This window comes from Pseudomonas sp. GW821-FHT12A04, from assembly GCF_058807755.1.
The window spans coordinates 619,147-639,862 of the sequence record NZ_JBXAQZ010000001.1 but is presented as its reverse complement, the minus strand read 5'-3'; the positions used below and the strand labels follow the sequence as shown (position 1 = coordinate 639,862).

At 61.3% G+C, this 20,716-nt stretch carries 15 protein-coding genes; 14 read left to right on the top strand and 1 reads right to left on the bottom strand.

From position 1 onward, the window contains the following. The coding region (locus tag AC1RS8_RS02720; RefSeq protein ID WP_493162323.1) for a retention module-containing protein at nucleotides 1–1,662 on the bottom strand (1,662 nt) is incomplete at its 3' end. Between the two features lie 361 nt (nucleotides 1,663–2,023). Between AC1RS8_RS02720 and AC1RS8_RS02715 the strand changes: the two genes are divergently transcribed. The 14 genes from AC1RS8_RS02715 to AC1RS8_RS02650 all read left to right on the top strand — a co-directional run bounded on the left by AC1RS8_RS02715 (nucleotide 2,024) and on the right by AC1RS8_RS02650 (nucleotide 20,712). Then, complete coding sequence (locus tag AC1RS8_RS02715; protein ID WP_057712553.1) at nucleotides 2,024–3,376, top strand: TolC family outer membrane protein; 1,353 nt, start codon at nucleotides 2,024–2,026, stop codon at nucleotides 3,374–3,376. A 42-nt stretch (nucleotides 3,377–3,418) separates the two neighbouring features. Next, nucleotides 3,419–5,575: a type I secretion system permease/ATPase gene (locus AC1RS8_RS02710; protein ID WP_489339514.1), complete on the top strand. Its 2,157-nt coding sequence runs from the start codon at nucleotides 3,419–3,421 to the stop codon at nucleotides 5,573–5,575. Next, the gene (locus AC1RS8_RS02705) at nucleotides 5,565–6,929 is read left to right on the top strand and encodes an HlyD family type I secretion periplasmic adaptor subunit (RefSeq protein WP_349734853.1); all 1,365 of its coding nucleotides are present in this window, start codon (nucleotides 5,565–5,567) and stop codon (nucleotides 6,927–6,929) included. Before AC1RS8_RS02710 ends, AC1RS8_RS02705 begins: the two co-directional genes overlap by 11 nt. Nucleotides 6,930–7,299: 370 nt before the next feature. Beyond that, nucleotides 7,300–8,187, top strand: a complete 888-nt coding sequence (locus AC1RS8_RS02700; protein ID WP_489339515.1) for a TauD/TfdA dioxygenase family protein — start codon at nucleotides 7,300–7,302, stop codon at nucleotides 8,185–8,187. A gap of 18 nt (nucleotides 8,188–8,205) precedes the next feature. After that, nucleotides 8,206–9,231, top strand: coding sequence for an ABC transporter substrate-binding protein (locus AC1RS8_RS02695; RefSeq protein WP_090452381.1), 1,026 nt, complete (start codon nucleotides 8,206–8,208; stop codon nucleotides 9,229–9,231). A 5-nt stretch (nucleotides 9,232–9,236) separates the two neighbouring features. After that, on the top strand, nucleotides 9,237–10,097 hold the full coding sequence (locus AC1RS8_RS02690) for an ABC transporter ATP-binding protein (protein ID WP_057712548.1): 861 nt from the start codon (nucleotides 9,237–9,239) through the stop codon (nucleotides 10,095–10,097). A gap of 21 nt (nucleotides 10,098–10,118) precedes the next feature. Then, a complete protein-coding gene (locus AC1RS8_RS02685; RefSeq protein ID WP_349734851.1) occupies nucleotides 10,119–10,985 on the top strand; it encodes an ABC transporter permease in 867 nt (288 codons plus the stop codon). 120 nt (nucleotides 10,986–11,105) lie between these two features. Next, complete coding sequence (locus AC1RS8_RS02680; RefSeq protein WP_489339516.1) at nucleotides 11,106–12,035, top strand: LysR family transcriptional regulator; 930 nt, start codon at nucleotides 11,106–11,108, stop codon at nucleotides 12,033–12,035. Between the two features lie 207 nt (nucleotides 12,036–12,242). Further along, a complete protein-coding gene (locus tag AC1RS8_RS02675) occupies nucleotides 12,243–13,775 on the top strand; it encodes an MFS transporter (protein WP_489339517.1) in 1,533 nt (510 codons plus the stop codon). A gap of 26 nt (nucleotides 13,776–13,801) precedes the next feature. Then, complete coding sequence (locus AC1RS8_RS02670) at nucleotides 13,802–14,866, top strand: HlyD family secretion protein (protein WP_489339518.1); 1,065 nt, start codon at nucleotides 13,802–13,804, stop codon at nucleotides 14,864–14,866. Then, nucleotides 14,863–16,440, top strand: a complete 1,578-nt coding sequence (locus AC1RS8_RS02665) for an efflux transporter outer membrane subunit (RefSeq protein ID WP_489339519.1) — start codon at nucleotides 14,863–14,865, stop codon at nucleotides 16,438–16,440. Before AC1RS8_RS02670 ends, AC1RS8_RS02665 begins: the two co-directional genes overlap by 4 nt. 79 nt (nucleotides 16,441–16,519) lie before the next feature. After that, nucleotides 16,520–17,299, top strand: coding sequence for an efflux RND transporter periplasmic adaptor subunit (locus tag AC1RS8_RS02660; RefSeq protein ID WP_057712541.1), 780 nt, complete (start codon nucleotides 16,520–16,522; stop codon nucleotides 17,297–17,299). After that, a complete protein-coding gene (locus AC1RS8_RS02655; protein ID WP_489339520.1) occupies nucleotides 17,296–18,615 on the top strand; it encodes an efflux RND transporter periplasmic adaptor subunit in 1,320 nt (439 codons plus the stop codon). Before AC1RS8_RS02660 ends, AC1RS8_RS02655 begins: the two co-directional genes overlap by 4 nt. Continuing rightward, nucleotides 18,616–20,712 carry an efflux RND transporter periplasmic adaptor subunit gene (locus tag AC1RS8_RS02650; protein ID WP_489339521.1) on the top strand — a complete coding sequence of 699 codons (2,097 nt, stop codon included), beginning with the start codon at nucleotides 18,616–18,618 and terminating at the stop codon, nucleotides 20,710–20,712. The last annotated feature ends 4 nt before the right edge of the window (nucleotides 20,713–20,716 follow it).

Genomic DNA, 20,716 nt, shown 5'->3' with positions numbered 1-20,716 from the left:
GGTGCTGACGGTGCTGCCGTTGTTATAGATGTCGTTGGCCGCAGTCGGGACGTTCACGCTGCCGCTGGTCTGGCCCGCTTCGATGATAATGACTGAGCCATTGCTCAAGGTCACGGTCATCGGCGTGCCGGCCGGGTTGCTCAGGGTCGCCGTGTAGGTGATCTGGCCGCCTTCGGTGATGTTGCCGGTGGCCGTCAAGGTCAGCCCTGTGTTGTCCACGGAATCGGTGATGGTGGTCACGGCTGGTGTGGTGTTCGGCACCAGGTTTTCGAAGTTGCCGCCGGCGGTGCCGGTGATGGTGGTGCTGACGGTGCTGCCGTTGTTATAGATGTCGTTGGCCGCAGTCGGGACGTTCACGCTGCCGCTGGTCTGGCCCGCGTCGATGGTAATGACCGAGCCGTTGCTCAAGGTCACGATCATCGGCGTGCCGGCCGGGTTGCTCAGGGTCGCGGTGTAGGTGATCTGGCCGCCTTCGGTGATGTTGCCGGTGGCGGTCAGGGTCAGCCCTGTGTTGTCCACGGAATCGGTGATGGTGGTCACGGCTGGTGTGGTGTTCGGCACCAGGTTCTCGAAGTTGCCGCCGGTGGTGCCGGTGATCGTGGTGCTGACGGTGCTGCCGTTTACATAAACATCATTGGCCGCAGTCGGGACGTTCACGCTGCCGCTGGTCTGGCCGGCGGCGATGGTGATGGTCGAGCCGTTGGACAGAGTGACGGTTACTGGCGTCTGTGCTGGATTGGTCAGGGTCGCGGTGTAGGTGATCTGGCCGCCTTCGGTGACGGTGTTACCGGCCGTCAGGGTGACCGTGGTGGTGTCGAGGGTATCGGTGACCTGGGTCACGGCCGGGGTCGTCGGCGGCGTCACAGTGATGCCGCTGCCGCCGCTGGTGCCGGTGACAGTTACATCGATCTGGGTCGCGTCGTTATAGACAGTGTCGTTCGCAGCCAATGGCACGTTGACGGTGCCGGTGGTCGCGCCTGCGGGAATCACGATCACGGCGCCGTTGGACAGCGTGACAGTCAGGTCGGTCAGTGGTGCCTGGGTCAGGGTCGCGGTGTACACCAGCACGCCACCGGCCTCGGTGATGGTCGGCGTGGCACTGAGGCTGAGGGCTGACTCACTCGGGGTATTGGCGTTGGTATTAGCGTTGGTATTGGCGTTGATGTTGGCGTTGGTGGCCTGGCCACCCGGGATTTCCAGAGTCGTTTGCCCGGCAGTGTTGATACCCGCAGTCGGGAAGCCGATGGTCGGATCGACGCGGCCAGCGGTGGCGTCGAGCATCACGGAGCTGTGACCACCACCGACGGCACCACCAGAACTTGCGGCAACCGGGCCGGCAGCGGTGGCTTCAAGGTCTTTTGTCGGGTCGGCACCGGCAGCAATGGCCTGTTGCAGCTCTTCTACCGAAGGCGCGGCTTGCGCGGTGGCAGCTGCCAGGTCAGTGCTGGAGTCTGGAGCGTCAGCGCTCCACTGAGTGTCACGACCCAGATCCAGGGTGCGGCCATCGGCCAGTTCCAGGGACACGGCGCCGGAAAGGCCAGTGTCGATCCGGTCGCCGGCAAACAGTTTGTCGCCTTCAACGAGAACGCGGCGGATGCCCTCGGGGGACACCACGAAAACCTGACCAACAATGCTTTTGACGATGGCAACAACACTGCTCATTGAAGACTCTCCGGGGTGTCACGTTCAGTTGACTTCCATGGACCTGATGGCATTTGTCTGTGCCGACCAGTCTGGACGTACATTGCAAAATAGATGCACAAATTTGACGCATCAAATCGTCAATATATTGGCTATATTTTTTCGTTATTAACTTTATGCCAAACTATTGACCTTCTTCGAGCCATCCTAAACAATCGTCCCAGTAATGTCACATTGATATTTCAGCTGTGACTCGTCCTCGGTATGTGATCCAGTTCCGCTTTTTGAACTTTCCGACATACGGTCATTCCGCTTGCCATCTTTCGACGCAGCGCGTTCTTTTGCTGTGATTCAAGACAAGAAGTTCTGGGAAATTCCTACAATGCGTTCGCCTTTGTTCATGGCAATACCTTTCGTCCTCGCCGCGTCTTTTGTGCAGGCGCAGTCCTTACCAGAAGCCATGCAACAAGCGCTGGATGTCCATCCGGAAGTTCAGGCGGGTGTCAACAGTCGGTTGGCTGCGGATTATCAGTTGAAGGCTGCAAAAGGTGGATATTTGCCACGGGTCGACCTGCTAGGCGGTTATGGTCGTGAAGGCACCGATAGCGTGACGACGCGAACGGACGGCAGCAACAATCACTGGCAAACCCTGAATCGCAGTGAGTCAAATTTACGTCTGACCCAAATGGTTTTTGACGGTTTTGCGACGTCCAGCGAAGTAGGGCGTCAACAAGCCACTGTCAACTCCCGCGCTTACTCGCTGCTGAGTACTTCCGAGCGTACCGGGCTGACCGTGGCTCAGGTCTATCTCGACGTGCTGACTCGTCGCGAATTCGTACGTCTGGCCGAGGACAACCTCAAGAGCCACCAGCGCATTTACGACCAGATCCAACTGCGCACCCAGCGTGGCGTCGGCAGTGGCGCTGACCTTGATCAGGCGGAGGCGCGGATGGCCCAGGCGCGCAACAACCTGATCACCGAGCAGACCAACCTGGCAGACGCCGAAACCAACTACCTCTCCGCTGTTGGCCAGATGCCCGATCAACTGGAACGCCCGGCGAGTTTCATGGCGCTGATGCCGGCCAACCTGAATGAAGCCCGTGCGCAGATGCTGGAAAACAGCCCGATCCTGCGTTCGGCCGAATCCGATATCGCCGCTGCCGAGAAGCAGTACGACACTGCCAAGTCGACGTTCTACCCGCGCTTCGATGCTGAGTTGGGTCGCTCCGCGGACAACGACATTGATGGTCAGAACGGCCACAACAACGAATGGCAGGCCATGCTGCGCATGCGCTTCAATCTGTATGCCGGCGGCAGCAACAAGGCCGATCTGGAATCCAAGTCCTACCTGTCGAACCAGGCGCTGGACATCCGCAACAACGCCCTGCGCCAATTGAATGAAGAGCTGGGCCTGGCCTGGAACGCCCTGAACAACGCCAACGCGCAAGTGCCGATCGCCCAGCAATACGTCGACCACAGCACCGCCGTGCGTACCGCTTACCAGCGTCAGTTCAGTCTCGGCGAGCGCACCCTGCTCGATTTGCTCGACAGTGAGAACGAGCTGTTTTCCTCCTCCCGCCGTCTGGCGGAGATCAAGAACATTCAGTTATTTACTCAGTACCGAATCAAGGCGACCATGGGCGAATTGCTCAAGAGCCAGGGAGTGGTCGCACCATTGGCATCCGTTGTGCAGAACGACATGAAGCCCAAGGTCCAATTGCCCGGTATGAATTAAGCAGGACCTTCATTGTTCAATTGTTAGCCAAGAGTGCCGAGCGTGGAATCAGAAGTCAGTCGGGTTCAACTCATCCATGATCCGCGCGCGTTGCATGACGATCCGTTGCTGGATGGTCTGCTCGCTCTTTGCATGCTGCACCAGAAACCTGCCAGCGCGGCAATGCTGACCACCGGCCTGCCGCTGCCCGAGCAACGCTTGAGTGTCGAGTTGCTGCCTCGTGCGGCCGCTCGCGCGGGGCTGCAAGGTCGGGTGCTGCAACGCAAGCTGGAAGATATTCCGGCGATCGCGATGCCAGCATTGTTGTTGCTCAGGGACGGTCGAAGTGCCGTCCTGCTCGGCTGGCAAGGCGAAGATCAGGTACGGGTGCTGCTCAGCGAAAGCGACGGCGGTGAGTCCCTGGTCAGCCGTGACCTGCTGGCCGATGACTACACCGGCAAAGTCTTTTTCGCCCAGCCGCAGCACAAGTTCGACGTCAATCACGGCACGCTGATTCCGCGTGCGCGCTCGTGGTTCCGCGACACTCTCAAGCGTTCGCGCTGGTTGTACGCCGATGCCATCGCCGCCAGTTTTCTGATCAACATCATTGCCATGGCCGCGCCGTTGTTCGTGATGAACGTCTACGACCGTGTCGTGCCAAACCAGGCCGAAGCGACGCTCTGGGTGCTGGCACTCGGCATCACGGGCGCCTACCTGTTCGACCTGATCCTGAAAAGCCTGCGTAGCCTGTGCCTGGACCTGGCCGGCAAGAAAACCGACCTGATTATCTCGGCCACGCTGTTCGAGCGCATCGTTGGCATGGCCATGAAATACCGGCCGGCGCGGGTCGGCAGCTTTGCCCAGAACATCCATGAGTTCCAGAGCCTGCGGGACTTCCTCGCCTCGCTGACACTGACCAGCCTGATTGACCTGCCGTTCACGATTCTGATCTTTATCGTCATCGCGATCCTTGGCGGGCATCTGGTTTGGATACCGGTGCTGGCATTCCCGATCGCCCTGGCCATTGGCTATGCCTTGCAGAAACCCCTGGTGGCGACCATGGAACGGACCATGGCGCTGGGGGCCGAGCGTCAGTCGAGCCTGATCGAGACCCTGGCCGGCCTGGATGCGGTGAAGGTCAACAACGCCGAAAGCGAACGCCAGTATCAGTGGGAGCAGACCATCGGCACCCTCAGTCGCCTTGAGTTGCGGGTGAAAATGCTCTCCGGCCTGGCGATGAATATCACCTTGCTGATCCAGCAACTGGCCGGCGTGATCATGATCGTCTTCGGTGTGTACCAGATCATCGACGGTCACCTGAGCATGGGTGGCCTGATTGCCTGCTACATGCTCAGCGGTCGTGCGCTCAGCCCGCTGGCGTCACTGTCCGGGTTGCTGACTCGTTATCAGCAGGCGCGGGTGACCATGACCTCGGTCGGCCAGATGATGGAGCTGCCCCAGGAGCGCAATTTCGAAGAGCGTCCGCTCAGCCGCAAGGTGCTGCAGGGCGGCATTGAGTGCCGCCAGCTCAACTTCACCTACCCGCAACAGCAGAACCTGGCGCTGAAGAACATCAACCTGTCGATCAGTCCCGGCGAGAAGGTCGGCATCATTGGCCGAAGCGGCTCGGGCAAGAGCTCGCTGGCGAAGTTGCTGGTGGGGCTGTACCAGCCGGATGACGGCGCGTTGTTGGTCGATGGTGTGGATATCCGCCAGATCGACGTCAGCGAGCTGCGCTACAACATCGGCTACGTGCCCCAGGACATTCAGTTGCTCGCCGGCACCTTGCGCGACAACCTGGTTTCCGGCGCGCGGTATGTCGAGGACGAACTGGTGCTGCAAGCTGCAGAACTGGCCGGCGTCCACGAGTATGCGCGCCTGCACCCGCAGGGTTATGAGCTGCAAGTCGGCGAGCGTGGGCAGAACCTCTCCGGCGGTCAACGGCAAAACGTCGCCCTGGCCCGTGCATTGCTGCTCAACCCGCCGATCCTGCTGCTCGACGAGCCGACCAGCGCCATGGACAACACCGGCGAAGAGCGCCTCAAGCAGCGCCTGGCAGCGGTGATCGAAAACAAGACCATGGTGCTGGTAACGCACCGGGCATCGCTGTTGTCGCTGGTGGATCGCCTGATCGTGGTCGACCGCGGGCAGATACTCGCCGACGGCCCGAAAGCCGCAGTGATGGAAGCGTTGAAGAAGGGGCAGATCAGTGTTGCTTAAGTCGGGTAAGGGTTCGATCCGTCGCTACTTCAAAGGCTCTGCTTCACTTCAGGGGCAGCCGCTGCCGGAGGTCAACAAGGCGCTGATCGAGGATGCGCCTCGCGTGGTGCGGCTGACGATCTGGGCGATCATCGCGTTCTTTGTGTTCCTGATGCTCTGGGCCAACTTCGCGGTGATCGACGAGGTGACCAAGGGCGACGGCAAGGCGATTCCATCGTCGAAGATCCAGAAGATCCAGAACCTTGAAGGCGGTATCGTTGCCGAGCTGTTCGTCAAGGAAGGTCAGATTGTCGAAGCCGGCGCACCGCTGATTCGCCTGGACGACACGCGATTTGCTTCGAACGTCGGTGAAACCGAGGCCGATCGGTTGTCGATGCTGCTGCGGGTCGAGCGCTTGAGCGCCGAGGTCGAAGATCGCCCGCTGAACTTCCCCGAGGATGTGCTCAAGGCCGTGCCGGGTCAGGCCAAGAGTGAAGAATCGCTCTATATCAGTCGTCGCCAACAGTTGCACGATGAGATTGGTGGCTTGCAGGAGCAGCTGATCCAGCGCCAGCAAGAGCTGCGCGAATTCACCTCCAAACAGGCGCAGTATCGCCAGCAATTGGGCTTTCAGCGTCAGGAAATCAGCATGTCCGAGCCGTTGGTGGCCCAAGGCGCGGTATCACCGGTGGAAGTCCTGCGCCTCAGGCGTGCCGAAGCGGAGACCCGTGGTCAGCTCGACGCCACCACGCTGGCAATTCCACGAGCCGAATCGGCAATCAAGGAAGTGCAGCGCAAGGTCGATGAAACCCGTGGCAAGTTCCGTAGCGAAGCCCTGACCCAACTCAATGAAGCACGCACCGACCTGAACAAGGCCCAGGCCACCGGCAAGGCCCTGGAAGACCGGGTCAGCCGGACGCTGGTCACTTCGCCAGTGCGTGGCATCGTCAACAAGTTGCTGGTCAATACCATCGGCGGGGTTATCCAGCCGGGCAGCGACCTGGTGGAAATCGTGCCGCTGGACGACACCTTGCTGGTCGAGGCGAAGATCCGCCCGCAGGACATCGCGTTCCTGCACCCGGGCCAGGAAGCGACGGTGAAATTTACCGCCTATGACTACACCATCTACGGCGGGATGAAGGCCAAGCTGGAGCAGATCGGTGCCGACACCATCACCGATGAAGACAAGAAGACCACCTACTACATCATCAAGCTGCGCACCGACCGCAGCCACTTGGGCACCGACGAAAAACCATTGCTGATCATTCCGGGGATGGTGGCTTCCGTGGACATCATCACCGGCAAGAAGACCGTGCTGAGCTACCTGCTCAAGCCGATCATCCGCGCTCGGGCCGAGGCGCTGCACGAGCGGTAATCCACCTTCGGGGCCACTGGCCCCATCGCGAGCAAGCTCGCTCCCACAATGGATCTGTATTGAAACGCAATTTTTGTGTTTCCACTGACCCCTGTGGGAGCGAGCTTGCTCGCGATAGCGTCCGCCAAAACACCACAATCCTGTCAGAAAGTGACAAATAACGTCACACCACGATTCCTCCATTCCCTTAGCAATCGCCATATCGTTATTCGTTAACGGTATTTAAATTTCAATTCTTATATCTATAAAGTCAATCCCCTGCGTACCTGTCGACCAATCGGCGCGCCGCACGACACGAACCAACACGGGACCTCCGTGAGTTTCTGATCGACGCGCGCGCCTTTGAGCGTGCCGTGCGTGGGAGTGATTTATGTCTGCAGCTTCAGCTTCGCCAAGCATCGCGCCACAATTCTTTGAAGTCCGCCCGTTCAGCGGAGCGGTGGGCGTCGAGATCATCGGTCTCGACCTGTCCCGCCCGATCAATGATCAGGACTTCGCCCGTATTCACCGCGCGCACCTGGATCATCACGTGGTGGTGTTCCGCGACCAGCGCATAACCCCTGAGCAACAGATCGATTTCAGCCGTCGTTTTGGCGTGTTGCAGATCCATGTGCTCAAGCAGTTCCTGCTGGCAGGGCATCCGGAAATCCTGATCGTCTCCAACATCGTCGAAAACGGCCAGAACATCGGCCTGGGTGACGCCGGCAAGTTCTGGCATTCCGATCTCTCCTACAAAGAACTGCCGAGCCTGGGCTCGATGCTGCATGCCCAGGAGCTGCCGTCAGAAGGCGGTGACACATTGTTCGCCGACATGCACAAAGCCTGGGACAACCTGCCACTCGCGTTGCGCAATGCCGTTGAAGGTCGCTCGGCCGCGCACTCCTACACCGCGCGTTACAGCGAGACCAAATTCGAAGGCAACTGGCGCCCGACCCTGACCCCGGAGCAACTCGCCCAGGTCGCCGAAGTCGTCCACCCGGTCGTGCGTACCCACCCGGAAAACGGTCGCAAGGCGTTGTTCGTCAGCGAGGGGTTCACCACTCGCATCGTTGGCCTGCCGGAAGACGAGAGCCAGCAACTGCTGACCGAGCTCTACGCCCACAGCGCGCAGCCGCAAAACATCTACCGCCATCAATGGCAGCCCCATGACCTGGTGTTCTGGGACAACCGTTCGCTGATCCACCTCGCCGCCGGATGCCCCAGCCATCTGCGCCGCAAGCTGTATCGCACCACCATCCAGGGCGACGCGCCTTTCTGATTTGTCGGAGATCTGATCATGTCCAAACGTCTTCCATTCGCACCGCTGGCCGCGGCCATCGGTCTGGGTTTCAGCCTGATCGCCGGCAGCCTGGTGGCACCGACCGTGGCCCACGCCGAAGGTGAAATCCGCATTGCCGAACAGTTCGGCATCGTTTACTTGCTGCTGAACGTGGTGCGCGATCAGAACCTGATCGAGAAGTACGGCAAGCAGGAAGGCATCGACATCAAGGTCGACTGGACCCAGCTCTCCGGCGGTGCAGCGGTCAACGACGCGTTGCTGTCGGGCTCTATCGACATTGCCGGCGCAGGTGTTGGCCCGCTGCTGACCATCTGGGATCGCACCCACGGCAAGCAGAACGTCAAGGCCGTGGCTTCTCTGGGCAACTTCCCGTACTACCTGGTGAGCAATAATCCCAAGGTCAAAACCATTGCCGATTTCACCGAGAAAGACCGAATCGCAGTGCCGGCGGTGGGCGTGTCGGTGCAGTCGCGCTTCCTGCAATACGCGGCGGCCAAACAGTGGGGTGACAAGGACTTCAATCGCCTCGACAAGTACACCATCGCTGTTCCACATCCTGATGCCACGGCTGCGCTGATCGCTGGCGGAACCGAGTTGACCGGGCACTTTTCCAACCCGCCGTTCCAGGATCAGGCGCTGGAAAATCCCAACGTGCACGTGGTACTGAACACCTATGACCTGCTCGGTCCGAACTCGCCGACGGTGCTGTTCGCCACCGAGAAATTCCGCAATGAGAACCCGAAAACCTACAAGGCATTCATTGACGCGCTGACCGAAGCGGCCACGTTTGCCCAGAACGACAAAGGCGCAGCGGCGGACACTTACATCCGCGTTACGAAGGCCAAGATCGATCGTGCGGCGTTGCTGAAAATCATCGACAACCCGCAGTTCGAGTTCAGCGTCACGCCGAAAAATACCTACCCGTTGGCCGAGTTCCTGTACCGCGTTGGCGCGATCAAAAACAAACCGGATTCGTGGAAGGATTACTTCTTCCAGGACACCAAACCACTGCAAGGGAGCTGACCAAAATGAACGCTCCTTTGCAAGGCCACACGGTCAGCAAACCGATCGCGGCAGCCCAGGCGCTGCTGTCGGTCGATAACGTCAGCCTCGAATACCGCACACCGCAGCGCGTGGTGCGGGCGACCCATCAAGTGAGTTTCGAGATCGATCCGGCGGACCGCTTTGTCCTGCTCGGCCCGTCCGGATGCGGCAAGTCGACCTTGCTCAAAGCCGCCGCCGGCTTCATCCAGCCAGTGGAAGGCGAGATCCGTCTGCAAGGTCAGCGCGTCGATGCGCCGGGACCTGACCGGATCGTGGTGTTTCAGGAGTTCGATCAACTGCCGCCGTGGAAAACCGTCAAACAGAACGTGATGTTTCCGCTTCTGGCTTCGAAAACCCTCAAGCGCAGGGAGGCCGAAGAGCGAGCGCTGCACTATCTGGAAAAGGTCGGCCTGGCGGCGTTTGCCGATGCTTATCCGCACACCTTGTCAGGCGGGATGAAGGCACGGGTTGCCATCGCTCGGGCGTTGGCGATGCAGCCGAAAATCCTGTTGATGGACGAACCCTTTGCTGCGCTCGATGCCCTGACCCGGCGCAAGATGCAGGAAGAATTGCTGCTGCTCTGGGAGGAGGTGCGTTTCACCCTGCTGTTCGTCACGCACTCCATCGAAGAGGCACTGGTGGTGGGCAATCGCATTCTGTTGCTGTCACCCCATCCGGGGCGGGTGAGGGCGGAAGTCCACAGCCATCAATACGATTTGCACAGCCTCGGCGGTGTGGCGTTTCAGGAATCGGCGCGACGTATTCATCGACTGTTGTTCGACGAAGGTCAATCACCGCAAGCCGAGCATGAACTGGATTTCGCTGACATCCGCATCGCTTATTGAGCCAGTTGAAAGGAGGGCCCGATGAGCCATTTATCATCCCCGCGTGAAGAATTCGAAACCGTATTGCCGCCACTGACCAGCGTGCCGCTGGAGCGCGAACTGCCCCTCAGCCAACGCCTGTGGCAACAGGGCTGGCTACGTAAAAGCCTGATCCTGATTTTGCTCGCAGTGCTTTGGGAAGCTGTTGCCAGGTATCAAAACAACGACCTGCTGCTGCCGAGTTTTGTGCAAACCGCTCACGCGCTTTACGACGGCCTGCTCAGCGGCGAGTTGCTGGGCAAGGTGTGGATTTCTTTGGTGGTGCTGCTCAAGGGCTACCTGATCGGCATCGTTCTGGCGTTTGCCCTGACCACGCTGGCGGTGTCGACGCAATTCGGTCGTGATCTGCTCAGTACCCTGACCTCGATGTTCAATCCCTTGCCGGCCATAGCCCTGCTGCCGTTGGCGCTGCTCTGGTTTGGATTAGGCCAGAACAGCCTGATTTTCGTGCTGGTGCATTCGGTGCTCTGGGCGTTGGCGCTGAACACCTACGCTGGCTTCCTCGGCGTCTCGGAAACCCTGCGCATGGCCGGGCGCAACTACGGCCTCAAGGGCATGCGCTTCGTGCTGTTCATCCTGATTCCGGCAGCGCTGCCGTCGATCCTCGCCGGGCTGAAAATCGGCTGGGCGTTTGCCTGGCGGACCTTGATTGCTGCCGAGTTGGTGTTTGGCGCAACCAGCGGCAAGGGCGGGTTGGGGTGGTACATCTTTCAGAATCGCAATGAGCTGTACACGGACAAGGTGTTTGCCGGGTTGGCGGTGGTGATCCTGATTGGATTGCTGGTGGAGAATCTGGTGTTTGATTCGTTGGAGCGAGTGACGGTTAGGCGGTGGGGGATGGTGCGTTGACTGTCTGATTGTTTGAAGTCCGCGTCGGACTCTTCGCGGGCAAGCCCACTCGCACAATGGCTCAGGGGAGTTTGATAGCATTGCGTCTGAATCAGTCCAGATTAAACACGAGTGCTCACAATGCAACTCCCAGACATGAACCTGTTGGTCGCCCTCGATGCCTTGCTCGACGAGGGCAGTGTGGTGGGCGCCGCGCGGCGGATGAACCTCAGCCCGGCGGCCATGAGCCGGACGTTGACGCGCATTCGCGAGGCCATTGGCGATCCGATCCTGGTGCGTGCCGGCCGTGGCCTGGTACCGACCCCCAAGGCACTGGAGTTGCGCGAACAGGTTCGCAGCGTGGTGGAACAGGCCGGTTTGCTGTTTCGTTCGGCCGATGCGGTGGAGCTGAGTTCGCTACGGCGGCGTTTCAGTATTCGGGCTAACGACTTCTTTGTCGGCGTCTACGGCGGCAAGCTGTTCGACACCCTTGACCGGCAGGCGCCGCACTGCGAATTGCGTTTCGTCCCGGAAGGCGATGGCGATGATGAGGCATTGCGCGAAGGGCGGATCGATCTGAGCGTCAGCAACACCCGGCCGTTGACCCCGGAAGTGAAGATTCAGAACCTGTTTTCCACCCACTTTGTCGGCCTGGTGCGCGAGGATCATCCGCTGTTCGACGAAGAGATCACGGCGGAGCGTTACGCGGGGTTCTCGCATATCAGCATGTCCCGGCGCGGCATTGCCCGAGGTCCGATCGATACCGCGCTCAATGCCCTGGGGCTGGAGCGGCGGGTGGCGGTGATCGCGCCAAGCTTTCATGCGGCGATGTTTGCCTTGCCCGATTCGGACCTGATTCTGCCAGTGCCCAAGGAAGCCTTGCTGAGTGTGCGGCGGCTCGGACTGAAGCTGCGCTCGTTCGACCTGCCGATTCCGTTGCCGACCTTGATGCTGACACAGGCCTGGCATCCGCGATTCGACAAGGATCCGGCCCACCGCTGGCTGCGTGAAACGCTGAAATCCTGCTGCGATGAAACCTGGCTGGCCGCTCAACCTGAAAGTCACCGCTGAACCCCTGTGGGAGCGAGCTTGCTCGCGATAGCGGCAGGTCAGCCAATAAAGATGTTGAGGCTGCCGGCCTCATCGCGAGCAAGCTCGCTCCCACAGGGTTTTGTATCGTTGCGTTTGGCGCACTTATAACCTGCCAATAAGTTGATTTTCGTCAGGCATTACGCTTCTTAGAATGCTTCGGTCTTTCCACGCCGGAGCTTGCAGTACATGACTTCCCTTACGGTCACGGCACCTGTTGCTGCGGCCAGCACGGCAGCCGCTCCACCTGTCTTCGGCCCGCGGATCATTATCGGCCTGGTTGGCGTATTGGTGGCGGTGCTGATGTCGGGCCTGAACGAGATGGTGACCAAAGTCGCCCTGGCCGACATCCGTGGCGCGTTGGCCATCGGCTACGATGAAGGCACCTGGCTGGTCGCCTGTTATACCGCGACTTCGGTGGCGGCCATGGCGTTCGCGCCGTGGTGTGCGGTAACGTTCTCGTTGCGGCGTTTCACCCTGTGCGCCATCAGCCTGTTCACCCTGCTGGGCGTGTTGTGCCCCTTCGCCCCGAATTACGAAAGTCTGTTGTTGCTACGCACCCTGCAAGGCCTGGCGGGCGGTGCATTGCCACCCATGCTGATGACCGTGGCCCTGCGCTTTCTGCCGGCCAATGTGAAGTTGTATGGCCTGGCCGGTTATGCCCTGACGGCGACGTTCGGCCCGGGTCTGGGCACGCCGCTGGCGGGGTTGTGGACCGAGTATGTCGGCTGGCAATGGACCTTCTGGCAAATCATCGCGCCTTGCCTGATTGCCATGGCCGCAGTGGCGTATGGCTTACCCCAGGACCCCCTGCGCCTGGAGCGCTTCAAGTCCTTCAACTGGCGCGGTGTGCTGCTGGGCTTTCCCGCCATCTGCATGCTGGTGATCGGCATCCTGCAGGGCAATCGCCTGGACTGGTTCGAGTCGAACCTGATCTGTGGATTGCTCGGCGGCGGGCTGTTGTTGCTGGTGCTGTTTTTGGCCGGCGAGTGGTCGCAGCCGATTCCGTTTTTCAAGATGCAGATGCTCGGCATCCGTAACCTGTCTTTCGCCCTGCTGACCCTGGCGGGCGTGCTGGTGGTGTTGCAGGCGGTGATCATTATTCCGTCCAGCTACCTGGCGCAGGTCCAGGGTTATCGCCCGGTGCAGACCGCGCCGATCATGCTGCTGGCGGCGCTGCCGCAATTGATTGCGCTGCCGTTGGTGGCGGCGCTGTGCAACTTTCGCTGGGTCGATTGCCGCTGGGTGTTGGGCATTGGCCTGAGCATGCTGGCGCTGTCGTGCGTCGGCGGCTCGCAATTGACGTCCGCGTGGATTCGCGACGATTTCTATGTGCTGCAATGGCTGCAGATTTTCGGTCAGCCCATGGCGGTGTTGCCATTGCTGATGCTGTCCACCGGCAGCATCAACCCGATGGAAGGGCCGTTCGCATCGGCCTGGTTCAACACCGTCAAAGGCCTGTCGGCGGTCATCGCCACCGGGGTGATCGAGGCGTTGACCACGGCACGCCTGCATTTCCACTCGACCATGCTGGTCGACCGTCTCGGCAACTCACCGCTGGCCGAGCGCGACAGCGCAAGCCTCGCTCATCGGCTGCATGAGCAAGCGGTGGTGCTCACTTCCTCTGATCTTTACCTGTGCATGGCGGGTATCGCGGTGATCTTGATCCTGCTGATTTTCTGGCTGCCGACGCGGATTTATCCACCGCGCGCACCGACCTGATTGCTCCACTGAAACAGAAGGTTTTTATGAACACTCAAGCAAAGCAGAAAGTCGCGGTTGCCGTGGCCGCCGCATTGGCCGTAGGCGTGTTGCTGTACCTGGCGATGCCCGGCCTGTTCGGCAAGCGTACCCAGCAGAACACCAATGATGCTTATGTCTCGGCGGATTTCACCCTGATCGTGCCGCGGGTTGCCGGGTTTATCAAGCAAGTGCTGGTCGAGGACAACCAGCAGGTCAAGGCCGGGCAGTTGCTGGCACTGATCGATGACCGGGATCTACGCGCCGCCGCCGAGGCCGCCGATGCCGAAACGCTGGTGGCCAGGGCGCAACTGCAAAACGCCCGGGCGACCCTCGAGCGCCAGGCATCGGTGATTGCCCAGGCGCAATCCTCGGTGGTTTCGGCCAAGGCGGAAATGGCGTTTGCCGAGCATGAACTGAACCGCTACAACCACCTCGCCGGTGTGGGCGCTGGCACGGTGCAAAACGCGCAACAGGCGCAAACGCGCATCGACCAGGCCACCGCGCGGCTGGCCAATGCCACGGCGGTACTGGCGGCGGAACGCAAGCAGGTGGAGATCCTCACGGCCCAGCGCGATGCAGCCGAAGGGGGGCTGAAACGGGCGCAAGCGAAGCTGGAAATGGCCAACTACGAGTTGTCCTATACGAGGATCGTTGCGCCACAGGACGGTATGGTCGGCGAGCGCGCGGTGCGGGTCGGCGCCTACGTCACTCCGGGCAGCAAAATCCTCGCCGTGGTGCCGCTGGCGCAGGCTTATGTGATGGCCAATTTCCAGGAAACCCAACTGACGGATGTGCAGCCGGGGCAGGCTGTGCAAGTGCGCGTCGACAGCCTGGGCGGTGCGGCACTGAACGGTCGCGTCGAAAGCATTGCACCGGCCACCGGGGTGACGTTTGCCGCGGTCAAACCGGACAACGCCACCGGCAACTTCACCAAGGTGGTACAGCGGATACCGGTGAAAATCGTGCTGGAGCCGGGACAGTCGCTGGCCGAGCGCTTGCGGGTGGGGATGTCGGTGGAGGCGAGTATCGATACCAGCAGTGGTGTCTCGCGTGAGGTGACTCAGCGATGAAAACCTGTGTTGACGGTGCGGACGCCATCGCGAGCAAGCTCGCTCCCACAAGGTTTATGCGCGATGTACAAGATTTTCGCATCACAGAAAGTCCAATGTGGGAGCGAGCTTGCTCGCGAAGAGGTCATCAGCCTCGCCTGACTTTTTCTGCCTTGCTTATGCTGAGCCTGTCCGCCTGCACCGTCGGCCCGGACTTTCATAAACCTCAGCCCACACAAATCACCGAGTGGTCGAAACCATCAAAGGCAGCCGCCAGCCAAGCCATCGCCGAAACGATGAACGAGCGCTGGTGGGAGGTGTTCAACGACCCGAAGCTCTCGGCCCTCACGCAACGCGCCCTGACCGACAACCTCGACCTGAAGCTGGCCAGCAGCCGTTTGCAGCAAAGCCGTGCCGTTCGCCAGGTGATCACCGCCAACCGCTATCCGAATACCGCCGCCACGGGAAGTTACGCCCGAAAACGTAATAGTGGTGAAGGCCTGAGCGACCCGTCAGGGCACAACGGCCAGTCCGCATTCAACCTGTGGGATGCCGGTTTTTCCGCGTCCTGGGAGCTGGATTTGTGGGGGCGTGTGCGTCGGGAAACCGAAGCCGCCGACGCCAACCTTGAAGTCGCCGAGAACGACCGACGCGGTGTGCTGTTGTCGGTGCTGGCCGAAACCGCCCAGGACTACATTCAACTGCGTGGCGTGCAGAACACCCGGCTCGTCACCGAACAGAACCTCGACGTCGCCCGCCATAGCCTGAAGCTTTCGCAATTGCGCCTGGCCGACGGCGTCGCGACGGATCTGGATGTCGCTGAAGCCGCCGCGCAGGTGGCGGCCATCGAATCACGTCTGCCCGCACTGGAGCAGCGCCAGTGGCAACTGATCAACGCCTTGAGTCTGTTGATGGGCGAAGCGCCCCAGGCATTGACGGCGGAGTTATTCACAGACGCACCGGTGCCACAAACGCCGCGCCAGGTCGCCATTGGCTTGCCCTCGCAACTGGCTGAACGCAGGCCGGACATTCGCCAGGCCGAAGCACGGCTGCATGCCGCGACCGCGAGTATTGGCGTGGCCAAGGGTGATTTCTATCCGCGAATCACCCTGTCGGGGAACATCGGTTCCCAGGCCATGCAATTGAGCGATTTCGGCTCCTGGGGTTCGCGTTCGTTCGGGATCGGCCCGCAGTTCAGCTTGCCGTTGTTCGACGGCGGACGCTTGCGTGGCGTGCTCGAGTTGCGCGAAGCACAACAACAGGAAGCCGCTATCATCTATCAGCAAACCGTGCTGCGCGCCTGGCATGAAATCGATGATCAACTGACCACCTACAACGCCAGCCAGTTGCGCCGCGACAGTCTGGCCGAAGCCGTACGTCAGAACCGCATTGCGCTGGACACCGCGCAACAGCAGTACGTTGAGGGCGTGGTGGATTTCGTCACGGTGCTCACCGTGCAAGGAGCGTTGCTGGCGACGCAGGAGCAGTGGGTCGAGAGCTCGACCGGCGTGTCGCTGGCGGCCGTCGGGTTGTACAAGGCGTTGGGTGGGGGTTGGGAGTTGGTGTATCCGTTGGCCGTGACGGCGCAGCGTTAATACGCAGGCAATGATGGCCATCTGCTTGACGCTAGTCACCGCTGCCGTAGACTCGGTTGATCCGAAAGGGAGTGCGGTCATGCGGATTTTCTGTGTGTTGGGGTTGGGATCGGTCCTCGTCGCGAGCGCTGTCCAGGCGCAAACGCCTGGGGCAGACGACCCGCTTGCGCAAATGGATGCGGGTGCCAGTACTGCGACCAGCGCCGAGGCCCGCGGTGTACTGCGGGCCCGGGACCAGGCCGTACTGGCCAGTGAGGTGCCCGGGCGGATAGTCGAATTGCCGTTCAGTGAGGGGGAATCGTTCAAGAAGGGCGATACCCTGGCGCGGTTCGATTGCTCGGCCTATCAGGCGCAGCTCAATGCCGCTCAAGCGGCCAGCCGTGGCGCGGGTGAAGAACTGGCGCACAACCGGCGACTGGCCGCGCTGAATTCGGTCGGGCGTTTCGAAGTGGCACGTGCCGAGGCCAAGGTCAGCGAAACCCAGGCGCAGTCCCAGGTGTATCAAGTGCAGGTCAAGCGTTGCAGCGTGCAGGCGCCGTTCGATGGCCAGGTCGTCGAGCGCAAGGTACAGCGCTATGAAAGCGTACCTGCCGGCGCACCCTTGCTGGACGTGGTCGATAATCGCACCCTGGAAATCCATTTGCTGGTGCCCTCGCGCTGGATGGCCCGACTCAAGCCCGGCCAGACCTTCAGTTTTGTCCCCGATGAAACCGGCAAGCCGCTGGATGCGACAGTCAAACGCCTGGGCGCACGAATCGATGAAGGCAGCCAGACCCTGCTGCTGGTGGCCAGCGTGCCCGACGCCAGCGGGTTGCTGGCGGGCATGAGCGGCACTGCGCATTTCGCGGAGTTCAAGTGAACGCGCCTGTGAGCGGCGGTGCCGAACAGGTATTCGCACGTTTTCTTGATCTTGAGCGCCAGACCCGCGCAGCCCAAACGTCCGCCCAATTGGCTTACAGCCTGGTCAATGATGGACAGGCATTGTTTGGCTTTCGCCATGCGGCACTGTTGATCGCCGGGAAGGTGCAGGCCGTGACCGGTGTCAGCGCGGTGGAGCCGAACTCACCCTTTGTAGCGTTCGTCGAGCAGGCGGTGGCTCAGTTGTTCAAACGCGAACAATTGCAGCAGGCGCGGGTCGTTGCCGCCGATGTCCTCGGCGAGTCGCTGCGGGCTGAATGGCAAAGCCTGTCGGCGGCGCAGGTGTTCTGGCTGCCGCTGGTCGATCGTCAGGGCAAGGTGTTCGGTGGGTTGTGGCTGGCCCGGGACGTTGCGTGGAACCCTGCCGAACAGGTGCTGCTGGCGCAACTGGGTGATACCTACAGCCACGCCTGGCAGGCGTTGCAACCGCGCAAGCCCTGGCGTCTGCGTTGGACCCGCAAACGCCAGGGCTTGCTGGTTGCAGTGCTATTGCTCGGGCTGTTGATCCCGGTGCGCCAGTCCGTATTGGCACCGGCTGAAGTGGTGCCGCTGGGCGGTCGGGTGGTGGCGGCACCGCTGGACGGTGTCATTGCCGAGTTCCTGGTCAAGCCCAATCAGACGGTGAGGACCGGCGAATTGCTGCTGCGCTTCGAAAGCACCACGCTCAAGGCTCAGGCCGATGTCGCCGAACGCGCCCTCGGGGTTGCCGAGGCGGAACTCAAGGCCAACTCCCAGCGTTCGTTCGCCGATGCCGAGTCCAGCTCGAAACTGGATTTGCTGGCCGCCCGGGTTGAACAGAAACGCGCCGAGCGCGACTACGCCCGTGAACTGCTCAAGCGCAGCGAAGTGCGCGCCGAGCGCGATGGCATCGCGGTATTTGCCGATGCCGAACGCTGGACCGGCAAGCCGGTGCAGACCGGCGAGCGGCTGATGGAGATCGCCGATCCGACCCAGGCGCAATTGCGTATCGAGCTGGCTGTGGGGGACGCGATATCCCTGGAGCCCGGCGCTGAAGTCGCCTTGTTTCTCGACAGTGACCCGCTGCAACGGCATCTGGCCAGACTCGAACGTTCGGCTTATGAAGCGCAACCTACGGCGGGCGGGCAATTGGCTTATCGGCTGGATGCGAATTTCGACGCGCCACCCCCGCGCATCGGATTGCGCGGCACGGCGAAAATCTTCGGTGACCGGGCGCCGCTGGGGTTGTACCTGCTGCGTCGACCGTTGGCCGGTTTGCGACAGAGCGTGGGCTTGTAAATGAGCCTGCCGGGCCTGCGTGCCGACCTGCAACTGTCCCCGGCAGCGCCGGCGCTGGACGGTGCGCCCAGCTGGACGCTGGCCGACCCGGTGCGGGGGCGTTACTTCAAGCTCGGTACGACGGCGATGCGTTTGTTACGTCACTGGTCGCTGGGTGAACCCGAGCAGGTCCTGCAAGCGGCCAATCGTGAGCCGGGGCTGGCGCTGGACGGTACGGATCTGGAGCAATTGCTGGTTTTTTTGCGCAGCCACGACCTGATTACCGCCCTCGACCCCCAGCAGCGTGCGAGCTACAGCGTTAAAGCGGATGCCCAGCGCCGGAGCCTGTGGCAAGTGTTGTTGCATCAGTACCTGTTTTTTCGAATTCCGTTGTGGCGCCCCGAGCGTTTTCTCAACCGTGTCTGGCCTTGGCTGGAGCGCTTCGGTCCGCGAGCGCTGCGCTACGGATTACCCGCCGTGCTGGGGGCGGGGGTGTTTCTGGTGTCGCGTGACTGGCAGCGATTTATCGCGACGTTTCCGCATCTGTTCAGCCTTGGCGGTGCAGTGGCGTTTGGCGTGGCCCTGTTCTTCGCCAAGCTCTGCCACGAATTCGGTCACGCGTTCATGGCCAAGCGCGCCGGGTGCCGGGTACAGAGCATGGGCGTGGCGTTCATGGTGCTGCTGCCGATGTTTTATACCGATGTCAGCGATGCCTGGCGGGTCAATGATCGCAAGGCCCGGTTACTGATTGGCGCTGGCGGCGTGCTGGCGGAGTTGCTGTTGGCGTGCATTGCCTTGCTGGCCTGGTCGTTGTTGCCCGACGGTCCCGCCCGCACCGCCGCGTTCATGCTCGCCAGTGCTACGTGGATCACCACACTGGTGGTCAATCTCAACCCATTCATGCGTTTTGACGGTTATTTTTTGCTCAGCGATTTCTGGCAGGTCGATAACCTGCAAGGTCGGGCGTTTGCCCTGTGCCGCTGGCGCCTGCGCGAGTTTTTGTTCGGCTACGGCGCAGCGGCGCCGGAGCCTTGGTCGCCGACAATGCAACGGCGTTTGCTGATCTGGGGGTATGGCTCGTGGTTATGGCGCGCGGCATTGTTTTTCGGGATCGCTCTGGCGGTCTATCACCTGTTCTTCAAGGTGTTGGGGATTTTCCTGATGCTGGTGGAGCTGGTCTGGTTCATCTTTCTGCCCACCATGAGTGAATGGCGCCAGTGGTGGGGCCGCCGCGAGCAGGCGCATGGACCGCGGGTGCTGCTCAGCAGCCTGGCATTGCTCGGGCTGTTGCTGGTGCTCATCCTGCCGTGGCGCAGTGCTGTCGAGGTGCCGGCCATGCTGGAAGCGGGCCGGGTCAACACCTTGCATGCGCCGGTGGCGGCACGGATCAAAGCCGTGAAGGTGCATGACGGGCAGTCGGTGGTGCAGGGTGATGTCCTGATCGAACTGGAGTCACCGGATCTCGATTCGCGCCAGACCATTGCGCGCCGGGAAATCGAGATTCAGCAATTGCAAATGCGCCGTCAGGCCAGCCGCAGCGAAACGGCCTCCGATGCCTCAATCGTCGAGCAGCGCCTGGCCGAAGCGGTCGCCGAGTACCGGGGGCTGGCGGCTCAGCGCGAGCGATTGCTATTGCGCGCCCCCCATGCCGGCACCGTGCGAGATCTGCTGCCGCAATGGGCGGTGGGGCGCTGGCTGTCGACCCGGGAGCCGCTGGCGCGGGTGGTCGAGGACGGCGTGCGCTTGCGTGGCTATCTGGCCGAGGCAGAACTCTGGCGCGTGGCACCGGGCGCCACTGGACGGTTTATCGCCGATGATCCGATGCATCCGGCGATTGCGGTGCAACTGAGCGAAATCGACACCAACGGCGTGGCGTTTGTCGATCAGGAGGCACTGACCTCCGATCACCACGGACCGATTGCCGTGCGTCGCGATCAGTATCAACGAGCCGAGCCGGTACAGGCGCAGTATGGCGCGCGATTGAGTACCCTCGAACCGGCGCCGACGCCGGTGCAGCCGTTGCGCGGCGTGGTGGTGTTGCAGGGCAGCGGCGAGTCGTTATTGGGGGTCGCCTGGCGACGCATGGCGGCGCTGGGGGTCAGGGAAAGCGGTTTTTAAGGAG